The organism is Paenibacillus sp. FSL K6-2859 (genome assembly GCF_038008265.1).
Classification (GTDB): Bacteria; Bacillota; Bacilli; order Paenibacillales; family Paenibacillaceae; genus Paenibacillus_AQ; species Paenibacillus_AQ nitricinens.
The window spans coordinates 4,238,546-4,264,112 of record NZ_JBBOYU010000001.1; the positions used below are offsets into that span (position 1 = coordinate 4,238,546).

The following is a 25,567-nucleotide window of genomic DNA, read 5'->3' on the forward strand; positions in this document are numbered from 1 at the left end:
GTAGCAGTAAGCTTATATTTTTTGGTAGCAATGATCTCAGCAATGGGTTTAGCAGATCTTGGCTTTGAGCGTTAACGACCGCGTCTATTGATTAAGAAGCAACTCCAACCAAGGCGGCATTTAACTTCTCATTGCTCATTTAGTGCATCTCCCCTTTTATTATCCGCAACTAGCCCACCGATTCCGCCTTATTCTAGACGGAATGAAACTTTTCAATAATCATCGGCTGTAGTTGTTTACCTTGCAAAGCGGCATAGCAAGCTTCTGGGATAAGATCCATACGCGCTACTAACGAATTAGGTTTGCCCTCAGGGTTATCCTGTCCGAATGGCACAAAATAAATATGTTTAGCCACGAGAAGCTTTGCAATATTTGCGGCATTAAGACCTAAGCCATCATTGGTAGATATCGCGAGAACTAGTGGACGTCCATTGCGCATCTGCGATTTCGCAGCCATGAGCACTGGACTATCGGTCATAGCATTTGCCAATTTACTCGTTGTATTTCCAGTGCAAGGTGCTATGGTAAGCACATCCAGCAGCTTGGAAGGACCCAGCGGTTCCGCTTCAACAATTGTAGAAATGATATCATTACCTGTTATATCTTTCAACTGTTTTAGCCAATTTTGCGATGTTCCAAAGCGGGTGTCGGTGCCTAGTACGGATGCTGAAACTATGGGCACTACGTTTGCTCCTCCATCTACGAAGCGTTGAATTTGCGGCATTACCTCCGCAAATGTGCAGTGAGATCCGGTAATCGCATACCCTACTGTTTTTCCGTGCCAATCCATTTTATTCGTCCCCCTTGATTAAAGCCTCGTCCGATATCGACTGAACCAGCGCATTTGCCATAATAATCCCAGCGCTTTTAGGAGCTACAATGCCAGGGAGTCCAGGTGCCAGCATCGCTTTAATTCCTCTTTTCTCCGCATAACGAAAGTCACATCCACCTGGAGCGGAAGCCAGGTCAACAATTAAACAATTCGGTGAGATACGTGAAAGCACTTGTGCGGTGATGATCATACTTGGAATCGTATTAAATATTAGATCAACATCCGGCACATGAAGCAACAGTTCACTGGTCATAAACGGCTTCCAGCCCATTTCCTCAGCACGTGCATAATGTTCCTGTTTTCTAACTCCGGCTTTGACACTAGCACCCAACCCTTGCAGGCTTCTTGCCATTGTAAAACCCGTTCTGCCCAAGCCCAGTACCATCGATTTGGAACTGTGAATGGTAAAATCCGTGTTCTGTATGGCCATAACCAATGCCCCTTCCGCTGTTGGGATGGAGTTGTAGATGGCTACATCATCACGATTAAGCAATTCAATTAACTTTAACGAATGCTTGGCGCACATGCCGCGTAAGTAGCTTTTAGCCATGCCGCTATACACCAAACAATGGGGTGGCAGAGCAGCAAAATGTTCTTCCAAGAGCATCAAGCGTTCAGAAGAAAATAAAGCACTGATATTTCCTTCATCATCACAACCAATCGTAGGCAACACTAATACATCTGCATTACTAAGCAGCTCTACCGTCATCTGTTCCAGGCTCACCCCTGGGCAAGGGGTTTCCCATTTATCGAACCCGGCAGCGCTTACCGTCGCATCCAATTCCACACATTTCCGAATCACTTCAAGCTGTCTCGCGTCCCCGCCCAGGAACACGATCCTGACGCCAGTAAGCATAGGGATGACGCTCCTTTCAACATACACTATCGACTATAGAGCATCTTATGCTGGGCATTCTTAATGGGTGAAAAGCGGAGAAGAATTACCATGCAGGCTTAAATGTGTGAAACTTATAAATCGTCATATTTAAACGAAAAAAAAGCTCACGAATCACGCCGATTAGGCATAAATTCGCAAGCTTTTTAATAAGTCATATTATTTGCCAGTGTGACCGAAGCCTCCGGCTCCACGTTCTGTTTCGGATAAAGTATCTACTTCAACCAAAGTGACCACTGGAACCGCTTGAAATACCATTTGGGCAATACGCTCATTGCGAGCAATAGCAAATGGCTCTTGCCCTAGATTGATCAACAACACTTTGATCTCTCCACGATAATCAGCATCAATCGTTCCAGGTGTGTTCAAACACGTAATCCCATGCTTCAAGGCCAGTCCACTTCGTGGGCGAATCTGAGCTTCTAATCCGTCTGGCATAGCTAATGATATGCCTGTTGGAATTAATGCACGTTCTCCAGGAGCAAGCACGACTTCGCTTTCAACCGCGGCATAAAGATCATACCCGGAAGCCTGTTCTGACATTTTACAAGGAAGATTAACATCCTCGTTTCCAGCTAGTTTATTGATTTGTACGTAATAAGACAAGATCATCTCTCCTAACATTTGCAATAGCTTTATCTGTTGAACCTACCATCGCTAAAGAAAGCGGCTCAGCAAACATATTATCAAGCACACTGTTGATATTGTCCATCGTTACTAACTGAATCTTGGCGATCATATCGTCTAATGTGTTATGTTTTCCGAGCATGAGTTCATTTTTCCCAATCCGATTCATCCGGCTACTAGTGCTTTCCAGGCTAAGAATAAGGCTACCTTTAAGCTGCTCCTTGCCTTTTCGCAGTTCATCTTCACTAAGACCCTTAGTAGCAAGTTCGTACATCATTTCCTTAATTAGCTCTGTTACATCCTTAGTTTGCTTCGGTGCTGTTCCAGCATAGACCGTGAATAAACCAGAATCCGCCTGAGAACTGTGGTATGAATATACAGAATAAGCTAGGCCACGTTTTTCACGAATCTCTTGGAACATCCGTGAGCTCATCCCCCCACCAATGGCATTATTAATAAGCACCATAGCATATTGCATTGGGTCGCCAGAGCGGACCCCTGGTAAGGAAAGACAGATATGATTCTGTTCTGTTTTTTTGCGGTGAAACAACAAATCCCCATAATAATCCGGTGGAGTCAGCGGCGCAGATGTGCCATGATTAGCAAAAGAACCAAAATGCTGCTCCAGCAGCTCAATCAGTCCATCACTAATGTTCCCCGCTACACTAATTACCGTATTCTCAATCGTATACTGCTCCTTCATGTAAGCACGAAGATCATCTGGCTTCATTTCCATCAGCCGTTCCTTTAAGCCTAGGATAGAATACGCAAGCGGATGATCCTTGTAAGCAGCAGCACACATCAAATCATGCACAAGGTCGTCTGGTGTATCCTCGCACATAGAAATTTCCTCAAGGATGACGTTTTTTTCCTTCTCCAGCTCTTCAGCATCCATACGTGAACGGAAGAACATATCTGCTAACACATCTACTGCGATAGGCAGATGCTCATCCAATACCTTTGCATAATAGCAAGTATATTCCTTAGAGGTAAACGCATTTACATTGCCGCCAATAGCATCGAACTGCTCGGCAATATCCTTAGCACTATATCGGTCCGTACCTTTAAAAAGCATATGCTCTACAAAATGGGATATCCCGTTGTTTCCAGGGTGTTCATTCCGCGAACCTGTCTTCACCCAAATTCCAAATGATACGGACCGGCCGGTCGGAATTTTTTCCATCACTACTCGTAATCCATTGGATAATACTATTTTTTCCACTTCATGTCCTCCTGGCAATAGCCATGTTCTATCTAATTTAATACACGTGCCTATAATCCTACCAGAAATAGATCACTCACTCAACATCAGAGGGGATTAGACGCTCCGCTGACAGCGTTTGGCTGACTGTTCCTAGCTGTAACCCTTTTGCCTTTATCCCGCGTATCATGGCCTTCAGCGCCTTGGAGGATGAGGCAGTAGGATGCATTAGAACCAGTGTCCCGGATTCAGCTTTACTTGTGATTTTGGCAACTATAGATTCAGGAGAAGGATTGCGCCAATCCACCGTATCCACAGTCCAGAGTACAGTCTTTAAGCCCAAGCTGCTAGCAATTTCTACTGTCTCTTGATCGAAATCACCAGATGGAGGTGCGAACCATTTATTAGTGACTCCAAGTGATTCTTTTAGCAGCTTTTGCGTCTTTTCAATCTCAACTGTAGCACGCGCTCGACTTAAAGTACTCATATTGGGGTGGGTATAGGCGTGATTCTCCATCTCATGACCACGCTTTAACATTTCTGCAGCAAGCTCTGGATTCTTGCTCAGCCAGCTTCCATCCAGAAAAAACGTAACTTTCACGTTCTCTTCATCCAAAATATCCAGCATGGGCACGATATACTGATTCCCCCAAGCCACATTAATCATCAGTGATACCATCGGTTTCGCCGGATTTCCTCGATATATAGGTTCTGCTCCCAGTTCATTTAACGATACTTTTGGTTCGATCTGCCGATACACTAACTTTATGGGCTCTTTTGGTGCCAAAAGAGCATTCCGATAGGTACTCTCTACATCAATCTCAAGTCCGTTATAACCCGGAATGGCTTTCCACACCCGGTCAACCACTGCATCCACTGGAGGTGCATTTAGTTTGGCCGCGGCGGTCTCAATCCTCAGACGAAGATCGTTATTGGCCGCCTTAGGGATATCCATCCACACCGCAAGATCATCCTGCGGCTTCAATTGCGCAAGCATGTCCTTGACTGGTCCCTGTGTGCTACCAATTCCTATCACGATTGCTACACAAGCAACCACTAATGCCACTTTTTCCGTCTTCATGACGACTTCCTCCCCGGTAGAAACGAATTTCAGGTTCGTTCCACACGATTACAAAGACACTTTGTCCCAATTTATGAGACAAGGGAGGAATTTATGTCATGAACAGATACAAGACTAATAGATAGGAATGTTTGCTACAGTTTTCCACCTTCTTTCATATAAAAAAAGAGCCAGAACGCAAATCGCTTCTGTCTCTTTTAATAATGAAATTAGATCCCTTTTGTAAAGGTTATTACTAAGATCAAACTTACGCTTTAGCTCCAGTTTCCGAAGTCAACACCGCTTTACGAGACAGGTTAACCCGGCCTTGTGGATCGATCTCGGTAACTTTAACGGTAATGGTGTCACCAATAGCAACAACATCTTCTACCTTAGCTACACGCTCAGTGGACAATTGGGAAATGTGTACCAATCCGTCTTTGCCCGGAATCAGTTCAACAAATGCACCAAATTTCTCAATACGTCTAACTGTACCCACATAGATTTCTCCGACTTGTACTTCACGCACAAGACCTTCGATAATCGAACGAGCCTTTTGGATCATTTCTTCATCTGAAGAACCGATAAAGACACGGCCATCTTGTTCGATGTCGATTTTCACGCCGGTTTCTTCAATAATTTTATTGATAATCTTACCACCAGCACCGATAACATCACGGATTTTGTCCGGATTGATGTTGATAATAATGATTTTAGGAGCATATTTGGACAGATTAGGTCTTGGCGCAGAGATCGCTTCATTCATTTTGTCCAAGATGAACAGACGGCCTTCTTTAGCCTGTTGAAGTGCTTCCTGAAGAATGTTGCGGTCGATACCGGCAATCTTAATGTCCATTTGAATAGCTGTAACACCTTCTGCTGTACCAGCTACCTTGAAGTCCATATCTCCGAGATGATCTTCCATACCTTGAATATCCGTCAGGATGGAGACATGCTCTCCGTCTTTAATCAGACCCATTGCTACTCCGGCCACTGGAGCTTTGATTGGCACACCAGCGTCCATCATAGCCAGAATACTGGCACAGATGCTTGCCTGGGATGTAGAACCGTTAGATTCAATCGCTTCTGATACTAGACGAATCGTGTACGGGAATTCAGTTTCACTAGGAATTACCTTGGATAATGCACGTTCTCCAAGTGCTCCGTGACCGATTTCACGTCGTCCTGGTGCTCTAAGCGGACGAGCTTCCCCTACGCTGAACGGCGGGAAATTGTAATGGTGCATGAAACGTTTCGTTTCAGTAGGATCGATTCCGTCGAGAATTTGCACATCACCTAGTGCTCCAAGGGTACAAACGCTAAGGATTTGTGTTTGTCCACGTGTGAACAGACCGGAACCATGTGTACGCGGCAACAGGCTTGTATCACATTCAATCGGACGGATTTCATCAAGTTTACGTCCATCTGGACGAACCTTATCATGCGTGATTAGACGTCTTACTTCATCCTTCACGATATCATGGAGGACTTCTTTAACATCTTTCAGAAGCTCCGGTGCTTCTATGTACTTCTCTACGAAATACGCAACCGCTTCATCATTAACGACATCAATCGCTTCCTGACGAGCATGTTTTTCAGCAATTTTAACGGCTTCCACCAGACGAGCCTCAGCATATGCGCGGACCTCAGTATTCACGTCAGCATTCACTGTATGCAGCTTCACAGCCATTTTTTCTTTACCAGCCACTTTGACCAGTTCTTCGATGGTTGCAACGATCTTACGGATTTCATCATGACCGAACATAATCGCTTCGAGCATCACATCTTCCGTCACTTCGTTCGCTTCCGCTTCAACCATCATGATTGCTTCCTTCGTTCCAGCAACCACTACATAAATATCACTGATTGCTTGCTGAGCCATATCCGGATTGATCACAAATTCTCCATTAACCCGACCTACAGCAACACCGCCGATTGGTCCATCAAAAGGCACATCAGAAATACTAAGTGCAGCTGAAGTACCGATCATAGCAGCAATATCTGGTGCGCAGTCCTGATCCACACTCATTACCATGTTCAATACCTGAACATCGTTACGGAATCCTTCAGGGAACAGGGGTCTGATTGGACGGTCTGTCAAACGGCTTGACAGAATCGCTTTCTCACTCGGTCTGCCTTCCCGTTTAATAAATCCGCCAGGAATTTTACCTACTGCATATAATCTTTCCTCATAGTTAACTGTAAGGGGGAAAAAATCCAGATCCTTTGGCTCTTTCGAAGCCGTAACGGTACATAATACCGAAGTATCCCCATAACGCACCATAACGGCTGCGTTTGCTTGTTTAGCTAGACGGCCCGTTTCCAGCACAAGGCGTCTTCCGCCTAGCTGCATTTCTACACGTTTTTCCATAAATACCTCCTTGAATAGTAGTAGACCCGCAATCAAATATAGCAGGTTCACAAATAGATCTAATGAATCGGAAAGGCTTGTCCCTAAGGTATGTAGCCTGTTCTGTATACATATAAGAAGAAACGGCTAAGTCTCACAGATGATGTAAAGTGGCCGTTTTTACGAATAATCTCATCAGTCTTGCTATAAAGTTTTCCCTAAATTTTCAAAAAGCAACCCAGCTGTCCCGCTGTCGCTCCGAGAAGGACATACGGTATACAACCAGGCTGCTTTAAGGGTTATCTTATGGAAAATTAACGACGCAATCCCAGTCTTTCGATCAGGGCGCTGTAACGTCTGATGTCTTTGTTTTTCAAATACGCCAGAAGTTTACGACGTTGTCCAACCATTTTCAACAATCCGCGACGGGAGTGATGATCTTTCTTGTGCGTACGCAAGTGGTCAGTCAAATTAACGATGTTCTCCGTTAGGATAGCAACTTGCACCTCAGGGGATCCAGTATCGGATTCGTGAGTTTTGTGCTCGTCGATCAATTGATGTTTACGTTCTTGAGTTAATGCCATCCTGTTCACCTCCTTCAATATAATCGCCACTAGCCTCGTCACCGTCGGTGAGAACGTGCAACCAAGCTAAGGTTATGGTGCTGTAAGCCAGCAACGTTTATTAGTATAGCATCTCCATTAACAAAAGTAAACGGCTTGTCCGGGATGACTATAGATTATACCCCAAAATCTTCTTCGCGGTTTCTGCATCCTCACCGATTTGAGTAATCAATGCACCAATGGATTCGAATTTTCGTTCAGGACGAATATAAGATACTAACTCCACCTTGAGCTCTTGATCATACAAATCACCTTCAAAGTCAAACAGATGGACCTCAAAGCTTGGAGTCAATACACCCTCATGGAAGGTAGGTTTAACGCCCACATTCATAACCCCATACAAAACTTTATCCTTATAAAAGACTCGGACCGCATATACACCTTTAGTCGGGATGACAAAATGTGCACTAAGCTTCAAGTTCGCTGTTGGAAAACCAATAGTGCGACCTCTCTTCTCACCATGCCCCACTTCACCACGCAGATAATAGCAACGTCCGAACCAGGAGTTTGCCAGCTCTAAATCCCCGTTTTGGAGACTTTTACGAATGCCGGAGCTGCTTACCTTCTCTCCATCCAGCAGAAAAGGGGGAGCAACCTCTACATTCATAATACCTTCACCCAGCTTGCGAAGCATCTCAACATCGCCTTCACCATGATAACCAAAACGAAAGTCAAAGCCGACAACTGCAGTTACAATATGTAGCGGCAAAAGCATAACAGAGACAAAATTCTGAGGACTTACACGGGAAAGCTGCTCGTTAAATTCAATAACATATAAGATATCGACACCCAAACTAGCAAGAATCTCCTGCTTTTCTACGGGTGGCGTCAAATACCCTTCATAATCACCCTTACCCATAACATCTTTAGGATGGGGATGAAATGTAAGGACTGCAGCCGGCACACCTTGTTTACGGGCTAGGGCCACAGCGGATGTAATGACGCTAGCATGTCCACGATGCAATCCGTCAAACTGCCCTAGAGCAGCCACTTGAGGCTGTGCCCACTCTGCAGCAGTCTCCGGAGACATCGGATAGGTTAACGTTACGGTTCTCACGCTGTTTCTCACCTACAATTCACTTGGTAAAATTGATTTAAGCTTGTGCAAACACCTTCACTGGAGCAATTGCACCTGTATCTTCCAATTCATAAATGCCAAGAAATCCACCTTGAAGATCGTATAGCCGAAATTGACTGTTCGACTTCACCTCTGGAGCGATAAATCGTGAGGACAAACGCTGCCCCTGCAAAGCTGCCTTCTTTTTCTCATCCATTACCGTGTGCTTTGGCATATGAGAAATGGCTTCGTCTGCAGCGATTAAATGATCTACCAATGTTCCGGCTTCTTTATGAGTCGCAATATCCTCTAGCGTAAGACAATGACTAGCAGAAATCCCTGCCGACATCGTTCTCTCTAGTTTCACCATCACACCCGGCAGTCCAAGTGCTCGTCCGATGTCGACACAGAGTGTACGAATGTACGTCCCCTTAGAGCAAAGCACCCGGAATGTGATATCGGGATGATTGCCTTCCCAAGTCATATCCGTCATTTCAATTTCGTAAATCTCTACTTCACGGCTTTTACGTTCAACGGTTTTACCTTCTCTTGCCAACTCATAAAGACGTTTGCCGTCAACTTTAACCGCAGAATACATCGGTGGAACCTGAGAAATAACCCCTTTAAATGAAGCAAGCACTGACAGAATCTCTTCTTCAGTTACATGCACCTCATCTACAGTTTCTATAATGGTCCCAGTTAAGTCCTCAGTATCACTGGACATCCCCAGTCTCAATGTTGCCACATATTCTTTGGGCAACTCCTGAATATACTCCACGACACGAGTAGCGCGGCCTAAACAAAGCGGTAGCACACCTGTTACCTGTGGATCAAGTGTTCCTGTATGTCCGATCCGTTTCATGCCGAGAATACGACGCGCCTTGGCCACAACATCATGTGAAGTGAACCCGGCTGGCTTGTAAACCGCCAGTACACCTTCTAATTCACTCATAAATGACGTCTTACCTCCTCAAGCACTTGCGCTATTGCCGTTTCGAGTGTAGCTTCTATACGCGCACCTGCAGCACGGGTATGACCGCCACCTCCAAACGTTTGCGCTAGATCAGCCACATCGACCTTACCCGCAGAACGTAAGCTAACTTTAACCGCATGTTCATGAATGACTTTGAACAGAATCCCTACTTCCACACCTCGAATATTGCGAGGGTAGTTCACGAGACCTTCTAAATCTTCATTAGCAGCAGCACATTCAATCATATCCTCCGGTGTAACATAGAGCCAGGCAATATCCCCTTCGGGTGATAATTGAAGAGTATTTAACGCTTTATTTAAAATTTTAATCTGCGGCAATGTCATTTCTTCAAGTAATGTCTCAGCCAGTTCAGGACCGTTAACGCCATATGATAGCAGTTCAGATACGGCTGCCATTACTTTTGGTGATGTGTTGGTATATCGAAATCCGCCAGTATCTGTCAAAAGACCTGTGTATAAAGCTGTGGCGATATCAATGTCCCATTCAATCTCGAACGTCTTCAACAGATCGAACAAAATTTCCGCAGTCGCAGCAGCATCCGGTTTGATTAAATTCACAAGACCATAACCGTTGTTAGTGGGATGGTGGTCAATGTTCAGGATTAGAGCATCCTTCGCAAAATAGCGATGAGTTAGTCCTACTCGCTGAAAATCAGCACAGTCCACACAGATCACATTGCTGTATTGACGGGGCGGCTCACTAGAGGCCATATTGATGATTTCCTCCGAATGCCATAAGTATTCCATCCGCTTCGGTATCGGTCCTTCATTTAGCATAGTGTATTTTTTGCCCAGACATGAGAGAAGCCAGCCCACCGCTAGGGTGGAGCTGACTGCATCTCCGTCCGGCTGAACATGCGACACTACAAGGTAATCGTCGTGTTCCAGCAGAAACTCACGGGTCTGCTGGAGACTTTGTTCATAGCTCTGCATTCGCCGTCTCCTTTATAAAGGTTGTTCAAAATAGCCTTGAGCTATTTTGAACTCCTTTTGTACCTATTTCTAATCGTTCTTATGAAGCTCTCCAAGAAGTTTCTCAATGTGACTGCCATAAGCGACAGATTCATCGATCTTGAAGATCAGTTCCGGAGTATGCCGGAGGCGAATCGCCTTGCCAAGCTCGGAGCGAAGAAAACCATTTGCTTTCTCAATCGCTTTAAGGGAGCCTGACTTCTGCTCTTCATCCCCGAACACGCTTAGGTATACTTTCGCTTGCGACAGATCGTTAGTCACGTCTACGCCAGTTACAGTTACAAAACCGATTCGAGGATCTTTCAGTCCGCTTTGGATAAGTTGACTAAGCTCTTTCTTGATCTGCTCGCCTACTCGTCCTGCTCTAATTTTAGACATCTATATTCACCTCTTCGCTTAGCGCTCTACAGTTTCCATAAGAAACGCTTCGATAATGTCGCCCTCTTGGACGTCATTATAGCGTTCCAAAGTTATGCCGCATTCATAACCTTGCGCCACTTCTTTGGCATCATCTTTAAAGCGTTTCAAGGTATCAACTTTACCTGTAAATACAACGATTCCGCTACGGATCAAGCGCATTTCAGCATTACGGGTAATTTTACCATCAATAACCATACAACCTGCAATGGTACCCACTTTACTGATTTTGAATACGCTACGCACTTCAGCGTGACCGATAACGTTCTCTTTATAGATAGGATCAAGCATACCCTTCATTGCACTTTCAATTTCCTCGATTACATTGTATATGATGTTATGGAGACGAACATCTACTTTTTCTTGTTCAGCAGCTGCCTTGGTCTGAGCGTCCGGACGAACGTTAAAGCCAATAACAATAGCATTAGATGCTGCTGCAAGTGTAATATCGGATTCCGTAATGGCACCAGCACCGCTGTGAATGATCTTCACGCGGACACCTTCCACTTCGATCTTAGCCAGGGAACCTTTAAGTGCCTCGACTGAACCTTGTACGTCAGCTTTAATAATAACGTTAAGGTCTTTGATCTCGCCGTCTTTAATGTGCTGGAACAAATCATCCAATGTTACACGAGTGTTCGTATTCAGCTCAGATTGGCGTTGGGAGGTGGAACGTCTATCAGCAATCGCACGGGCTTTACGCTCGTCTTCGAAGGCCATAAACGGATCACCAGCTTGTGGTACTTCAGTCAAACCAGTAATTTCTACTGGAGTGGATGGTCCAGCTTCCTTGATCTTACGTCCTTTGTCATTAACCATCGCACGTACACGTCCGAAGCAGTTACCTGCTACAAAAGCATCGCCGACTTTCAATGTACCGTTCTGTACCAGAACACGTGCAACGGGTCCACGATTCTTATCAAGCTCAGCTTCTATAACTGTACCGCGTGCCCGTTTGTCAGGGTTCGCTTTGTACTCATTTACTTCAGCAACGAGCAGAATCATTTCCAGCAGTTCTTCCAAGTTAATACGTTGTTTTGCAGAAAGGTTAACGAAGATTGTATCTCCGCCCCACTCTTCAGGAACGAGTTCATAGCTTGTAAGCTCTTGCTTCACCTTATCAGGATCAGCACCTGGCTTATCGATTTTATTGACAGCAACAATGATCGGAAGTCCAGCAGCTTTAGCGTGTGCAATAGCTTCAACAGTCTGAGGCATAACACCGTCATCCGCAGCAACTACGATAATTGTCATATCCGTAACCTGTGCACCACGAGCACGCATAGCCGTAAATGCTTCGTGACCAGGTGTATCAAGGAACGTGATTTTCTTCTGATTGATTTCAACTTGATAAGCACCAATATGCTGTGTGATTCCGCCAGCTTCGCCTAGTGACACACTTGTCGAACGAATGGCATCCAGCAAAGTAGTTTTACCGTGGTCAACGTGACCCATGATTGTAACTACTGGAGGACGGGTCTGAAGCTCATCTTCAGTATCATTCTCTTCCACAGTTTCGAAGCTATCCTCATCAACAGGAATCTTCACTTCTACTTCTACGCCAAATTCAGCAGCGAGCAGAAGAATGGTGTCGATATCCAATTCTTGGTTAATGGTTGCCATTACACCCATAGAAATCAGCTTCTTAATTACTTCAGAAGCGTCTTTGTGAAGCAATTTCGCAGTTTCACCTACGGTCATGCTGCCACGAACGATAATTTTCTTAGGTGTATTATCAATCTTCTCACGGTGAACCATAGGTTGATTCTTGCCACGGCCATTCTTACCACCACGACCGCGGTAGTTACCGCCTTTACCATCATCAAACCGTCTATTGTTCGTATTTGGTCTACCACCGGTTGTGTTCTTCTTAGGACCTCTGTCGTCACCGCGTGTGAAACCACCGCCTGTGCCAGATTGACCTTGTGGGCGGCTGTCCGTGCGAGGTGCACTGCTTTGTCCTTGCGGACGGCTGCCAGTATTACTTCCTTGTGGACGGCTACTGCCGGTAGTACTACCTTGCGGACGGCTGCCACCTGTGTTACTTCCTTGCGGACGGCTGCCACCAGTATTACTACCTTGTGGGCGATTGCCGCCTGTACTACTTCCTTGCGGACGGCTGCCACCGGTATTGCTACCTTGTGGGCGATTGCCGCCTGTGCTACTTCCTTGCGGACGGCTTCCGGTAGTACTATTTGTACGTGGAGCTCCGCTTTGTTGCGGACGTGCATTTTGCGTTGAACCTGTTGTTGTTCTGCGGGAATCTTGTCCGCTTTGGGGCCTTGGGGACGTCGTCGATTGGTTGTTGTTTTGGTTACTGTTCATACCTACCTGCTTTTCCTGTTGATTTTTGTTGGCATTCTGAGCACTCTGGGGTTCGGCAGTTACTGCACCGGTTGACACCGGGCGGCTGCTGGAGCCGGTATCCCGCTTGGCTGCAGCGTTCGACTTGATATCCTTGAAGAATTGCTCTACTTTGTTCACGGAACCGTTCTCCATGACACTCATATGATTATTCACAGGGACATTCAAACGCTTCAGAATAGTAATAATTTCTTTACTGCTCATGTTTAGTGACTTGGCATATTCGTACACACGCAATTTATCTTTGTTCTCTTCTTTAGTCAATAAATCCACCTCCGACAGTATCTCCGAGTTGCTTGGAGATCATTTCCGCGAATCCTTTATCCGTAATGGCCAGTACTACGCGCTGGTCTTTACCAATACTTGCACCGAGGCTGTCTCGGTGAAATGCGATTACTAGTGGAATATCGTAGGTTCCGCATTTATCACGGAACTTTTTTTGGGTATTATCTGAAGCGTCACCTGCCAGAACGACCAGCTTCGCCTCTGAAGACCGTACAGCTTTGAGTACAGCCTCATCGCCGGTGACTATCTTGCCTGCTCTCATGGCAAGCCCTAAATAAGAAAGCGCCTTACTCATTATCCTCACTATCCTTTGCTGCTAGAAACTGCTCTTCCACGGAAGTAAACTCCCTGGCAAGCTGGTCATAGATTTCAGGACTCACTTGACATTTCAAAGCGCGGTCAAGTGCTTTATTCTTCTGTGCCAGCTTAAAGCATTCAAGCTTGCCGCATATGTAAGCACCACGGCCTGACTTCTTACCTGTCAGATCAATCAGTACTTCGCCCTCGGGCGTTCTAACCACTCGAATCAGCTCTTTCTTCGGCATCATCTCTTGGGTAGCAACGCATTTGCGCAGCGGCACCTTTCTTTGTTTCATACATACGCCTCCCGTCAAGCAGGTTAATTAATCAATGGAGACGGAATCCTGATGCATTTCATCAATAGAAGTTCTCGGTCTACCGTATTCCTGCTCCGCTTGACTCTCACTCTTGATATCAATTTTCCAGCCGGTAAGCTTAGCGGCAAGGCGTGCATTTTGCCCTTTAATACCGATAGCCAGTGATAATTGATAATCAGGAACGATCACCCGTGCCATTTTCTCTGCTTCAAAGACTTGAACTTCAAGCACCTTGGAAGGGCTGAGTGCATTAGCAACATACTCTTGCACCAGATCAGAGTAACGGACGATATCGATCTTCTCGCCACGAAGCTCAGTAACGATGGTTTGAACGCGTGTTCCTCTTGGGCCTACGCAAGAACCAACTGGATCCACTTCCGGATTGCGGGAATACACAGCAATCTTCGAACGGAAGCCAGCTTCACGAGCTACGGAACGAATTTCAACTACACCATCAAAAATTTCCGGAACTTCTAGTTCGAACAGACGCTTCAGCAATCCGGGATGACTGCGGGACAGCATAATTTGCGGTCCTTTAGTGGTATTCTCAACTTTAGTGATATAAGCCTTGATACGCTCACTTTGCTTAAACTTCTCACCTGGCATCAATTCACTAAGCGGCAAGACCGCTTCGATTTTACCAAGATCAATGTAGATGTTCCGCATATCTTGACGTTGTACAAGTCCTGTTACAATATCATCTTCTTTGTCAATAAAGGCATTATAGATGAGTCCACGCTCTGCTTCGCGAATCCGTTGTGTTACAACCTGCTTTGCAGTCTGTGCAGCAATGCGCCCGAAATCACGTGGTGTTACTTCAAGCTCAGCAATGTCTTCAAGCTGGAAATGCGGGTTAATTTCTCTGGCTGCCGGCAATGAGATTTCAGTCCTTGTATCCAGGACCTCTTCAACAATTAGCTTGCGGGCAAACACTTTAATGACACCTGTGTTGCGGTTCATATCAACACGCACGTTCTGTGCTGCATTGAAATTACGTTTATAACTAGAGATCAGCGCCGCTTCGATCGCTTCGAACAGCACATCTTTACTGATGCCTCTCTCCCTTTCCAGCTCATTCATTGCTTCAATAAACTCCATACTCATGAATTTCCGGCCCCCCTTTCAAGACGTTAAAAAATAATGGCCAATCTCGCGCTTGCGACTTTGGCATACGGTATTACATGTTCTTTTTTGCCCGCGGAGATGAGCAGTTCCTCGTTCTCGAACGAGAGCAAACGACCTTCAAATTCTTTGAGTCCTTGAATCGGCTCATAAACAGTCACATACACGTCCTTACCTACCGCTTTAGCTACATCCGCAGCTTTTTTGAGAGGACGCTCTGCTCCCGGTGAGGAAACCTCAAGGAAATATGCCTCAGGGATAGGATCATTCTCATCCAACTGCTGACTGAAATATTCGCTAATGCTTCCGCAGTCATCAATATCAATGCCGCCTTCTTTATCTACGAATATACGCAGAAACCAATTGGAGCCTTCCTTCACGTATTCAACGTCCACCAGTTCGAAACCATTGTCGTCGAGATAGGGCCCGAGCATCTGCTCTACCGTTTGTTTAATTTTAGATTTGGGTGTGCTCAAAAGAAAATTACCTCCACGAACTTGTCTTTTGCTATATACCAAAGATAAAGAGTGGGTTTCCCCACTCTTTACACAACGGACTTATCTCATTATTACCAAAGAAATTATACCATAGTGAGTCTGGACTGACAAGTGCTAGCCCTTGACTCCCCCTTTGGAGCTCTCTTTTCTAGCCATGAAATAAGTGTTGTTAAAGCCTTTAAAATAGGGAAAGTTGATTGCTCTCCGGTAAGCCGCGGAAGCAGCCCATATTGGTTAGCAGCTCAATAACTGTCTTACTCGCCTTGGATTTCTGCTGGAAATCCTCAATAGAAAGGAACTCCCCGGCATCTTTCGCAGCAGCTATGTTGATAGCAGCATTCTCACCAATTCCCGCTAATGCGGAAAACGGAGGAATCAAACTCTTGTCATCAACAATAAACTTATTCGCTTCTGAGCGGTAAAGATCAATGTTTTTGAATGTAAACCCACGTGCCGTCATCTCCAAAGCCATTTCAAGGACAGGCAACATAGCCTTTTCCTTAGGCAAAGCTTGAAATCCTTTTTGCTCAATGTCTACGATCTGACGGTTGATCGCTTCATATCCCTTACAGCACAATTCAATATCAAAATCTGCTGCACGTACAGAGAAATAAGTCGCATAATATTCAATAGGATGATACAGCTTGAAGTAAGCGGTACGTACTGCAGAAATAACGTATGCAGCAGCATGCGCCTTCGGGAACATGTATTGAATCTTCAGACAAGAATCAATATACCATTGTGGAACCTTGCACTTTTTCATTTCCTCGATCCATTCGTCAGATAAACCTTTACCTTTACGAACACTCTCGGTAATTTTAAAGGCCAAGCTCGCATCCATTCCCGCTTTATAAATTAAGAAGAGCATGATGTCATCACGACAACCGATAACAGTCTTAATGTTACAAGTGTTATTCTTTATAAGCTCTTGCGCGTTACCAAGCCAAACCCCAGTACCATGAGACAAACCTGATATTTGCAGTAAGTCAGCAAAGCTGGATGGTTTCGACTCAATAAGCATTTGACGTACGAACTTGGTACCCATTTCGGGCACACCATATGTCGCAACTGGTGATCTGATTTCGTCAGGTCTCACTCCAAGTGCATCTGTAGAGTTAAACATGCTCATGACTTTCGGATCATTCATCGGGATAGTAGTTGGATCAACACCTGTCAAATCCTGCAGCATCCGCATCATTGTCGGATCATCATGACCCAGAATATCAAGTTTCAACAGATTCGCGTCAAAAGCATGATAATCAAAGTGCGTGGTCTTCCACTCGGCATTGACATCATCCGCTGGAAATTGCACGGGTGTAATATCTTCAACCTCCATGTAATCTGGAACAACAACTATACCGCCGGGATGTTGTCCCGTACTGCGTTTAACGCCTGTGCATCCAGCTGCCAGCCGGCCAACTTCAGCTCCACGCCAACGTTTCTGGTGCAGTTCTTCGTATTTCTTCGTGAAACCGAAGGCAGTCTTCTCAGCGACGGTACCGATCGTTCCGGCACGGAATACATTTTTCTCACCAAACATTTCTTTGGTAAAGTTATGGGCATTCGGCTGATATTCCCCTGAGAAGTTCAAATCGATATCGGGAACTTTGTCGCCCTTAAATCCGAGGAAGGTCTCAAACGGAATATCCTGCCCTTCGCCTTTGAGCTTCTCACCGCAATCCGGACATACTTTGTCCGGTAAGTCGAATCCGCTCCGCACACTGCCGTCCAGGAACCATTCACTATGGCGACACTCGGGGTTTAGGCAAATATAATGCGCGGGCAAAGGATTAACTTCTGAAATCCCAAGAAATGTCGCTACTACAGAGGAGCCTACGGAACCCCGCGAACCTACGAGATATCCGTCCTTATTTGATTTTTTAACGAGACGTTCAGAAATCAAATAGTTGGCAGAGAACCCGAATTTGATAATTGGTGCAAGCTCTTTCTCCAAACGGGCAATGACTACCTCAGGCAATTCTTCGCCATAAATGGATTTCGCAGTGTTATAACAGGTCTCGCGAATTTCTTCGTCCGCCCCTTCAAGAATGGGTGTAAATAGCTTATCCGGAAACAGCTCCAGCTCTTCAAAACGTTCCGCCAGCTCAACTGTATTCGTAACTACGACTTCCATTGCTTTTTCAGCACCGAGAAATTCGAATTCAGACAGCATTTCATCGGTTGTGCGGAAGTGTGCATCTGGTTTACGTTGGTCTTTAAGCGGACTAAAGCCTGTGATTCCATTAATGGTAATATCACGATACAGCTTGTCCCGGGGTTCAAGATAATGCACATTCCCCGTTGCGATAACAGGTTTATTCAACTGTTCCCCTATTTCACAAACCTTGCGGACTACATCACGAAGCTCATCAGGGCCTGCTACAAAGCCCTTGTCTACCAAATGCATGTACATGGTCAATGGCTGTATCTCTAGCACATCATAAAAATGAGCAACCTCCATGGCTTCCTCAGTCGTTTTGTTGAGTACTGCTTCAAAAAACTCTCCACGTTCACAACCGGAAATCACGAGCAGTCCATCTCTATGCTCTTCCAGCTTGGATTTCGGAATACAAGGAACACGCTTGAAATATTCCGTATGTGACATGGAAATGAGCTTATAGAGATTTTTTTTGCCTACTTGATTAAGTGCATAAATATTACAGTGGAACGGTCTTGTGTTCGAAAGATCATTACCCACATAATCGTTTAGTCGATCAAGGCGGGTCATGCCCTTCATCTTTTCAGCATCTGCGAGCAATCCTGTTAATATTCCACCGAGTGCTATAGTATCATCAATCGCTCGGTGATGGCTTTCCAGAAGAACTTTATATTTATCGGCTAATGTGTTCAGCCTGTGATTCTTCATGCTTGGATATAGTAACCGGGCGAGCTCAAGCGTATCAAGAGATGGATTCGGAAGATCAGGTTCACCTATTTTACGTAACGAGGCCTGAATAAAACCCATATCAAATCTGGCGTTATGTGCAACAAGGATACTGTCACCCACAAATTCAACAAACTTACGCAGTACTGGTTCAAGATCAGGAGCATCCTTCACCATTTCATCCGTAATATTGGTCAATTGCTGAATATGATAAGGGATCTTCTCATGCGGATTAACAAAAGTAGAATAACGGTCTACTTCTTTGCCTTCGCACATTTTAATGGCCGCCAGCTCTGTAATATTATTGCGGGTAATCGATAACCCCGTGGTCTCTATATCAAACACTACATAGGTAGCTGTCTTCAAGTCCAAAGGCTGAGCATTCTCGACAATATTCACAGAGTCATTCACAACATTGGCTTCCACGCCATAAATCATTTTTATCTTATGCTTATGAGCTGCATGGTTCGCATCCGGAAAAGCCTGAACTCCGCCATGATCAGAAATAGCAATCGCAGGATGACCCCACTGGGCAGCTGTTTTGACATAGGTAGTGATCGGAGTGACCGCATCCATCGTACTCATCGTAGTGTGAAGGTGAAACTCCACCCGTTTCTTAGGAGCTGTATCTTTACGCGCAGGCGGTGCCTTAACTTCTGTTAAGTCCGAAGGAATCATCACTAGCTCAGGAATCTGCATAAACCGGTCATATTCCACTTTTCCGCGTGCTCTTACCCATTTACCGTTAGCTAACTGACTCATAACCTTCAGATCATCTTTAGTCTTCGCGAACATCTTCATTTGTAGAGAATCCGTAAAATCGGTCAGACTGAAAGTGAACAAGGTACTGCCATTGCGAAGTTCCTTACGATCCAGACCAAAAATGGTACCCTGAATAGTAATTTTCTTCTCTTCATCTTGAATTTCAAGAATCGGTACAGCCTGTTCCTTAATTTCATACCCCACTTGAAGCTTAATGACTTCACTAGGATCGCTATCATCAGCAGGAGCTTCTGTTTCTACTGCAGTCATCATCTGCTCAACGATCTCGCGTTGTTCTTGCTGAAGCTTTTGCTGAAATTCTTCATATGCCTCAACATTATTATTTTCATTCTCTGCCATTAGCACTTTAACTTTTAAGGTCAGACCGAAATACGTATCATAAAATTTAATAATCGCCCCATCGATGCCTTTTTTACGAGCCAGCTCCATAGAAGTGGAGTCACTCATCGTCAACATTAAAGTGTCCTCTTTAAGCTCTTGGGTAGAACGTGTCAGCCAGCCATTAACCGAAGGGACCTCGCGAGTCACCCACTCCAGAAACAATCCCCAATATTCTTGGACTATCTCTGCTCTACTAACTTTTTGATCATATACGAATAAAAAGCTTACTTTGGCTATATGCTGTAGCTTCTCCCGCATTCTGAGGCAAAATGTCCGGTATACCTGCGCTGGAACCAGGCTTTCTTTCGCAATCATAATTTGCCAGTCTCGGTTACCACGGCTGATCTCTACACGCTCTATATATCCATCTAAAAAGTAGGGATCCATAATTGCAGGTGGAATTTCACCTTGCTTCATCAAGAGCTCGAATCTTTTTCTTCTCTCCTGGTTTTGTTCCATGCTTTCCTCCCACCTTTGATAACTCCGTAAAACACAATCAATGATATTCAGTGAAAGTACAATATGATAAAAAAACGACGTTGTCGGCTTTTAAAGACAATATCTGTTTCTCGTAAAAATAAAAGGGATAATTTATAGTGCAAACCTATAAATTCTTATATTTTAAAAAGCTTCTGGATTCAAAAAGCATTGGGTACTTTCGGCCCGCTGACTCCTCTCTCCAGAAGCTAGATTAAAATACTACAAGACTGTTGATCGGTGCCAAAAGATTAATAGGCCTTTGCAAAAACCACAGTATGCTCAGCTGGTTTGCCACAGCAAATGCAGACTTGCTTCTTCTCCGCCGGATCGAAAGGAATGTTGCGGCTTCCCGCACCTGTCTCTTCCTTAACTTTGGACTCGCATGCTTCGGAACCACACCAGCCAGCTAGTGCAAAGCCGCGTTTTTCTTCCATTGAAGCTTTCATTTCTTCCAAGGAATCCACAGAATAGAAATGGTCCTCGCGGAATTTCAAGGCACGTTCGAACATTTCATTATGAACCTGTTCGAGCATTGCTTGAACTTCTTCTACGAGGTTCTCTTGCTGAATAACCTTCTTCTCACCTGTGACACGGGAGACGATTACGCAGACGCCATTCTCCATGTCGCGTGGTCCAAGCTCCAAGCGCACAGGTATACCGCGCATTTCATATTCATTGAACTTCCAACCTGGCGTTACATCCGAACGATCATCGACACGTACACGAACGCCTGCGTTCTTCAGTTCCTTGAACAGCTCGTCCGTCCGTCCAATCACGGCTTCGCGAGTTTTAGGAGGTCCGATCGGAATCATAATTACTTGAGTTGGCGCTACCTTAGGCGGTAGAACAAGCCCACGGTCATCGCCATGCACCATAATCAGCGAACCAATCAAGCGTGTAGTGGATCCCCATGAGGTCGTATGCACATATTCTAAATTATTGTCGCGGCTCAAATACTGGATCTCAAATGCTGTTGCAAACTTGGTACCCAAGTAATGTGAGGTAGCAGCCTGAACAGCACGTCCATCTTTCATCATCGCTTCAATAGAATACGTATCTACAGCACCAGCAAAACGCTCGGAAGGTGTCTTTTGTCCAGTAATCACCGGAATAGCAAGGAAAGTCTCGGCAAAATCACGGTAGTTATCCAGCATCTTCATGGTTTCTTCACGAGCTTCAGCTTCATTCTCATGTGCAGTATGCCCTTCTTGCCAAAGAAACTCAGTAGTGCGGATAAATGGTAACGTACGCTTCTCCCAACGAACCACGTTCGCCCATTGATTGATAAGTACAGGAAGGTCACGATAGGACTGAATCCATTTGGAATACATATGCCCGAACATGGTTTCAGAAGTAGGACGGACAGCCAGACGTTCTTCAAGCACGTCTCCACCAGCCTCAGTTACCCATGGCAGTTCGGGATTAAAGCCTTCAATATGATCCTTTTCCTTTTGAAAGAAACTCTCTGGAATGAACACTGGAAAATAAGCATTACGATGCCCTGTTTCCTTAAGGCGACGGTTCATTTCCGCCTGAATATGCTCCCATATTTCATAGCCCTCTGGCTTAAATACGATACAGCCACGAACAGGAGAGTAGTCCATCAAGTCCCCTTTTTTTATAACATCAATATACCAGCGTGAGAAATCCTCGCTTTGCGGCGTGATTTCCGTAACGAATTGCTTATCTTTTGCCATGTAATGGAATGCCTCCCGAAGAAAATTAGCCGCTGATCAAACGTAAAATATCATTATACGTAACAGCAATCATTAATAAAAATAACAGTGCAAATCCGACAAAGTGAACCATACCTTCACGGCTCGGGTCTACAGGTTTACCGCGTAATGCCTCCACACCTAGGAACGCCAGACGGCTTCCATCGAGTGCTGGAATCGGTAATAGGTTGAAAATCCCCAGATACAAGCTTAGGATAGCAGCCCAATAGGTAAGATACTGAATGCCTTGTTGGGCAATTTGACCGGTTACTTCAAAGGTACGAACCGGACCTCCAATATCATCCATATTAAATTTATTGATCAATTGCTTAAAGCCCAGAAAGATAGCTTCCGTCGTATCGACCATAGCTTTACCTGAACCTGTCAACGTCTCTCCAACCCCTGCTTTGCGGGTAGGAAGCTCAGGTGTAATCCCTATTTTACCGCCTTCTTGTCCCTCCATGCTACGAGGAACGAGAGTCACATTAAGGGTCTCATCACCACGTTGCAGCATCCATTTCATTTCTTTCCCTTTGGACTCCGAGGTTAAGTCAATCATTTTTTGGTAATCGGCACCAATCTTCTCACCGTTGATGGATACAATGATGTCACCCTTTTGCAATCCCGCCTCTTGTGCAGGCATTCCTTCAGAGACATCACCGATCTTAACATAAGTAGGGTTCTCCACCGGAATCCCAACCATTTGCAAATGGATGGCAAACAGAACAAAGGCTAACAGGAAGTTCATCACAGGACCCGCAACAATAGCCAATGCCCGCTGACCCACGGTTTTACTACCGAATTGGCGGTCTTTAGGCGCAATTTGAGTCTGCTGCGTTCCTTTAATCATCATCGCTTGCGGATGAACATCATAAGTAGTAACTTCGCCATCCACATCCAAGCGGATTTGCAGATCATTTTCAAGATCAGTATGCAAAGCCTCACCACGGATAACATTTTTACGTGTATCCAATGCGTCCAGATAAATATTTTTCACTTTGTTATCCTGACCAAGTCTTACTGCAATGGTTTGTCCAGAGCCAATCTCAATAATCTCTGGATCTTCACCAGCCATCCGAGCATAACCGCCAAAAGGCAGTAAACGCAAAGTGAACTGTGTCTCATTCCGTTTATAAGAAAACAGTTTCGGACCGAAACCGATAGCAAATTCCCTCACGAGAATACCGGCGCGTTTGGCAAAATAATAGTGACCCCATTCATGTACAGTCACCAGAACAAAAAACATGAGCACCGTTAATAAAACGACTTGAACCATTTCCAAACGTATCATCCCCCTTTAGCTGTAAGACCGAAGTATGTCCTCTTAATTTATCATTATTCTCCGATCAGGCACAAGAGAATCAACTGTCCCAACCTATTTTTAGGGCAAAGTAAGTATTTCCAGCCAAAAAGAGATCAATCTACATTCTACAACGTTGCTGCCAGCTCACGAACACGCTTATCACAGGATTCAATTTGTTCTAAATTCGGATTATCCTCGTTAATATGAAGATGAAGCACTTCTCCGATGATCTCCTCAATGCGCAGGAATGGGATCTCATGACTCAAGAAACGAGCAACAGCAATTTCATTTGCTGCATTAAAAGCTGTAGTAGCTGTCCCTCCAGCTTTTCCACAATCCATGGCTAGCTTAAGCGCAGGGAATCGTTCATAGTCCATTTCTCGGAAAGTCAAACGTCCAACTTCAGCCAACGACAAACGCTGTGCCGGTGACTCCCAGCGTTCGGGATAAGTGAGCGCATATTGAATGGGGACACGCATATCGGGATTACCAAGCTGAGCAATAATGCTGCTGTCACGGAACTCCACATAAGAGTGAATGATACTCTCTGGATGCAAAAGTACATTTACTTGTTCATAAGGTAGACCAAATAGCCAATGCGCTTCAATCACCTCAAGCCCTTTATTCACCATTGTAGCAGAATCAATCGTGATTTTCGCGCCCATGCTCCAATTCGGATGACGAAGTGCATCTTCTACCGTTACATTCTTGAGTTGATCACGAGTGAAATCCCGGAAGGATCCACCAGAAGCTGTTAAAGTGATGCAAGCAATATCCGCGAGATTCTCACCATTTAAGCACTGAAAAATAGCAGAATGCTCGCTATCGATAGGTAACAACTTAACACCTTTACGATTAGCTAGATCAGTGACGAGGTGTCCTGCCGTTACCAAAGTCTCTTTATTAGCTAGTCCAATATGTTTGCCTGCTTCGATCGCAGCTAACGTGGATTGGAGGCCTACACTACCCATAACAGCCGTTACGACCATTTCGGCATCTCCACCTGCTGCCACCTCAACAAGACCTTCATTCCCGCTGTATAGCTGTATGCCTGAAGGCAGACTGGATCTAATCTCATCTGCCAGCTCCTTTGTCGCAACAGAAACACGACGAGGATTAAACCGACGAACTTGTTCCAGCAATAACGCTGTATTCGTTCCAGCTGCCAAGCCATCTACTTGAAAAGAGTCTGGGTGCATAGCGATGACATCTAGAGTCTGAGTGCCGATCGAACCTGTGGAACCAAGAACACTTATTTTTTTCATAGTTATACCCTCTCCTTCCGTTAATAGTAAGGCATAAGCATTACGATATGTACGAATGGAAATACGATAATCCAGCTGTCACATCGATCAAGAATACCACCGTGACCTGGCAGTAGCGTGCCTGAATCTTTGATGCCATACGCACGTTTATAGGCAGATTGTACAAGATCACCAAGCTGACCCAGCACCGCACAAGAAAGCCCTATAAGGAGTGCTCGTCCAATCGCAAGTTGTTCAGGAGCAAATATTGCAAAAACGATAGCGATCAGCATCGAGATCAGTACTCCACCTACGGCACCTTCCACCGTTTTGTTCGGACTGATGGCAGGCCAAAGTTTGTTCTTCCCCATGCTTCTTCCAACAAAGTATGCCCCGGCATCACTACCCCAAATGCAGAAAAGGAGTAAAAAAGTCCAGAACAAACCATGTCCGTCATCCGATGCACGAGCCATGGCCATATAAGAAAAACCCATTCCAATGTATACTATACCAGTAAACAGCAAGGCTGTTACTCGAATATCTAATTTATTTTTAGTAAAAACTGTAACTAAAAGGAACAAGAGCAGCAGAATCCAAATTCCTTGTTCCCACGATAAGGGTGCAGAGATCCCAAGCAAATTCCAAGGGATCATGAAACTTAGAATGGCTGCATAACCAAGAACGGTAGAACCGGAAAGCGCAGGTATCCCTATCATTTTCACAAATTCATAAAACCCGATAAAAGCCATGGCAGTAAGTAACAACTGGTATGGCCAGTTTCCCAACACGCATAAGCCTAAAAATAGTGCTCCGGCAACAATTCCGGTAATCAATCGCTGCTTCAAAGGTTTCCATCTCCTATCAA

Annotated in this window: 20 protein-coding genes and 1 pseudogene; all 21 read right to left on the bottom strand. The window is 45.0% G+C overall.

What is annotated here, in order from left to right:
* Window positions 1-193 precede the first annotated feature (193 nt).
* Window positions 194-790 carry a dipicolinate synthase subunit B gene (locus MHB64_RS18895; RefSeq protein WP_042189406.1) on the bottom strand — a complete coding sequence of 199 codons (597 nt, stop codon included), beginning with the start codon at window positions 788-790 and terminating at the stop codon, window positions 194-196.
* A 1-nt stretch (window position 791) separates the two neighbouring features.
* Window positions 792-1,688: a dipicolinate synthase subunit DpsA gene (gene dpsA, locus MHB64_RS18900; protein WP_341135150.1), complete on the bottom strand. Its 897-nt coding sequence runs from the start codon at window positions 1,686-1,688 to the stop codon at window positions 792-794.
* A 198-nt stretch (window positions 1,689-1,886) separates the two neighbouring features.
* Window positions 1,887-2,333, bottom strand: a complete 447-nt coding sequence (gene dut / locus MHB64_RS18905; RefSeq protein ID WP_234533961.1) for a dUTP diphosphatase — start codon at window positions 2,331-2,333, stop codon at window positions 1,887-1,889.
* Window positions 2,308-3,576: a M16 family metallopeptidase gene (locus MHB64_RS18910; RefSeq protein WP_094870285.1), complete on the bottom strand. Its 1,269-nt coding sequence runs from the start codon at window positions 3,574-3,576 to the stop codon at window positions 2,308-2,310. The genes dut and MHB64_RS18910 overlap by 26 nt, the downstream gene beginning before the upstream one ends.
* A gap of 76 nt (window positions 3,577-3,652) precedes the next feature.
* Complete coding sequence (locus MHB64_RS18915; protein ID WP_341135151.1) at window positions 3,653-4,636, bottom strand: polysaccharide deacetylase family protein; 984 nt, start codon at window positions 4,634-4,636, stop codon at window positions 3,653-3,655.
* A 247-nt stretch (window positions 4,637-4,883) separates the two neighbouring features.
* Entirely contained in the window at window positions 4,884-6,986 is a 2,103-nt protein-coding gene (pnp, locus tag MHB64_RS18920; protein ID WP_341135152.1) for a polyribonucleotide nucleotidyltransferase, read from the bottom strand.
* Between the two features lie 293 nt (window positions 6,987-7,279).
* Window positions 7,280-7,549, bottom strand: a complete 270-nt coding sequence (gene rpsO, locus MHB64_RS18925; RefSeq protein WP_036656390.1) for a 30S ribosomal protein S15 — start codon at window positions 7,547-7,549, stop codon at window positions 7,280-7,282.
* Between the two features lie 148 nt (window positions 7,550-7,697).
* The gene (locus MHB64_RS18930) at window positions 7,698-8,645 is read right to left on the bottom strand and encodes a bifunctional riboflavin kinase/FAD synthetase (protein WP_341135153.1); all 948 of its coding nucleotides are present in this window, start codon (window positions 8,643-8,645) and stop codon (window positions 7,698-7,700) included.
* Between the two features lie 37 nt (window positions 8,646-8,682).
* Entirely contained in the window at window positions 8,683-9,597 is a 915-nt protein-coding gene (gene truB, locus MHB64_RS18935; protein ID WP_341135154.1) for a tRNA pseudouridine(55) synthase TruB, read from the bottom strand.
* On the bottom strand, window positions 9,594-10,571 hold the full coding sequence (locus MHB64_RS18940; protein WP_094870290.1) for a DHH family phosphoesterase: 978 nt from the start codon (window positions 10,569-10,571) through the stop codon (window positions 9,594-9,596). The genes truB and MHB64_RS18940 overlap by 4 nt, the downstream gene beginning before the upstream one ends.
* 69 nt (window positions 10,572-10,640) lie before the next feature.
* Complete coding sequence (rbfA, locus tag MHB64_RS18945) at window positions 10,641-10,988, bottom strand: 30S ribosome-binding factor RbfA (RefSeq protein WP_042128856.1); 348 nt, start codon at window positions 10,986-10,988, stop codon at window positions 10,641-10,643.
* An 18-nt stretch (window positions 10,989-11,006) separates the two neighbouring features.
* Window positions 11,007-13,655: a translation initiation factor IF-2 gene (infB, locus tag MHB64_RS18950; protein WP_341135155.1), complete on the bottom strand. Its 2,649-nt coding sequence runs from the start codon at window positions 13,653-13,655 to the stop codon at window positions 11,007-11,009.
* Window positions 13,650-13,971 (bottom strand): annotated as a pseudogene (locus MHB64_RS18955) (YlxQ family RNA-binding protein); the annotation flags it as partial. The gene infB and the pseudogene MHB64_RS18955, both read right to left, overlap by 6 nt.
* Window positions 13,964-14,272 (bottom strand): RNase P modulator RnpM, encoded by a 309-nt coding sequence (gene rnpM, locus MHB64_RS18960; protein WP_042189416.1) that lies wholly within the window; start codon window positions 14,270-14,272, stop codon window positions 13,964-13,966. The pseudogene MHB64_RS18955 and the gene rnpM, both read right to left, overlap by 8 nt.
* Window positions 14,273-14,299: 27 nt before the next feature.
* Window positions 14,300-15,397, bottom strand: coding sequence for a transcription termination factor NusA (gene nusA, locus MHB64_RS18965; protein WP_042189417.1), 1,098 nt, complete (start codon window positions 15,395-15,397; stop codon window positions 14,300-14,302).
* A gap of 26 nt (window positions 15,398-15,423) precedes the next feature.
* Window positions 15,424-15,891 carry a ribosome maturation factor RimP gene (rimP, locus tag MHB64_RS18970; protein WP_094870292.1) on the bottom strand — a complete coding sequence of 156 codons (468 nt, stop codon included), beginning with the start codon at window positions 15,889-15,891 and terminating at the stop codon, window positions 15,424-15,426.
* A 199-nt stretch (window positions 15,892-16,090) separates the two neighbouring features.
* Complete coding sequence (locus tag MHB64_RS18975) at window positions 16,091-20,419, bottom strand: PolC-type DNA polymerase III (protein WP_341135156.1); 4,329 nt, start codon at window positions 20,417-20,419, stop codon at window positions 16,091-16,093.
* A 269-nt stretch (window positions 20,420-20,688) separates the two neighbouring features.
* Window positions 20,689-22,137, bottom strand: coding sequence for a proline--tRNA ligase (gene proS, locus MHB64_RS18980; protein WP_280786398.1), 1,449 nt, complete (start codon window positions 22,135-22,137; stop codon window positions 20,689-20,691).
* 25 nt (window positions 22,138-22,162) lie between these two features.
* Window positions 22,163-23,437, bottom strand: a complete 1,275-nt coding sequence (rseP, locus tag MHB64_RS18985) for an RIP metalloprotease RseP (RefSeq protein ID WP_042189420.1) — start codon at window positions 23,435-23,437, stop codon at window positions 22,163-22,165.
* A 146-nt stretch (window positions 23,438-23,583) separates the two neighbouring features.
* Window positions 23,584-24,723 carry a 1-deoxy-D-xylulose-5-phosphate reductoisomerase gene (locus MHB64_RS18990; RefSeq protein ID WP_341135157.1) on the bottom strand — a complete coding sequence of 380 codons (1,140 nt, stop codon included), beginning with the start codon at window positions 24,721-24,723 and terminating at the stop codon, window positions 23,584-23,586.
* Between the two features lie 20 nt (window positions 24,724-24,743).
* Window positions 24,744-25,547, bottom strand: coding sequence for a phosphatidate cytidylyltransferase (locus MHB64_RS18995; protein ID WP_094870296.1), 804 nt, complete (start codon window positions 25,545-25,547; stop codon window positions 24,744-24,746).
* Window positions 25,548-25,567: the final 20 nt, after the last annotated feature.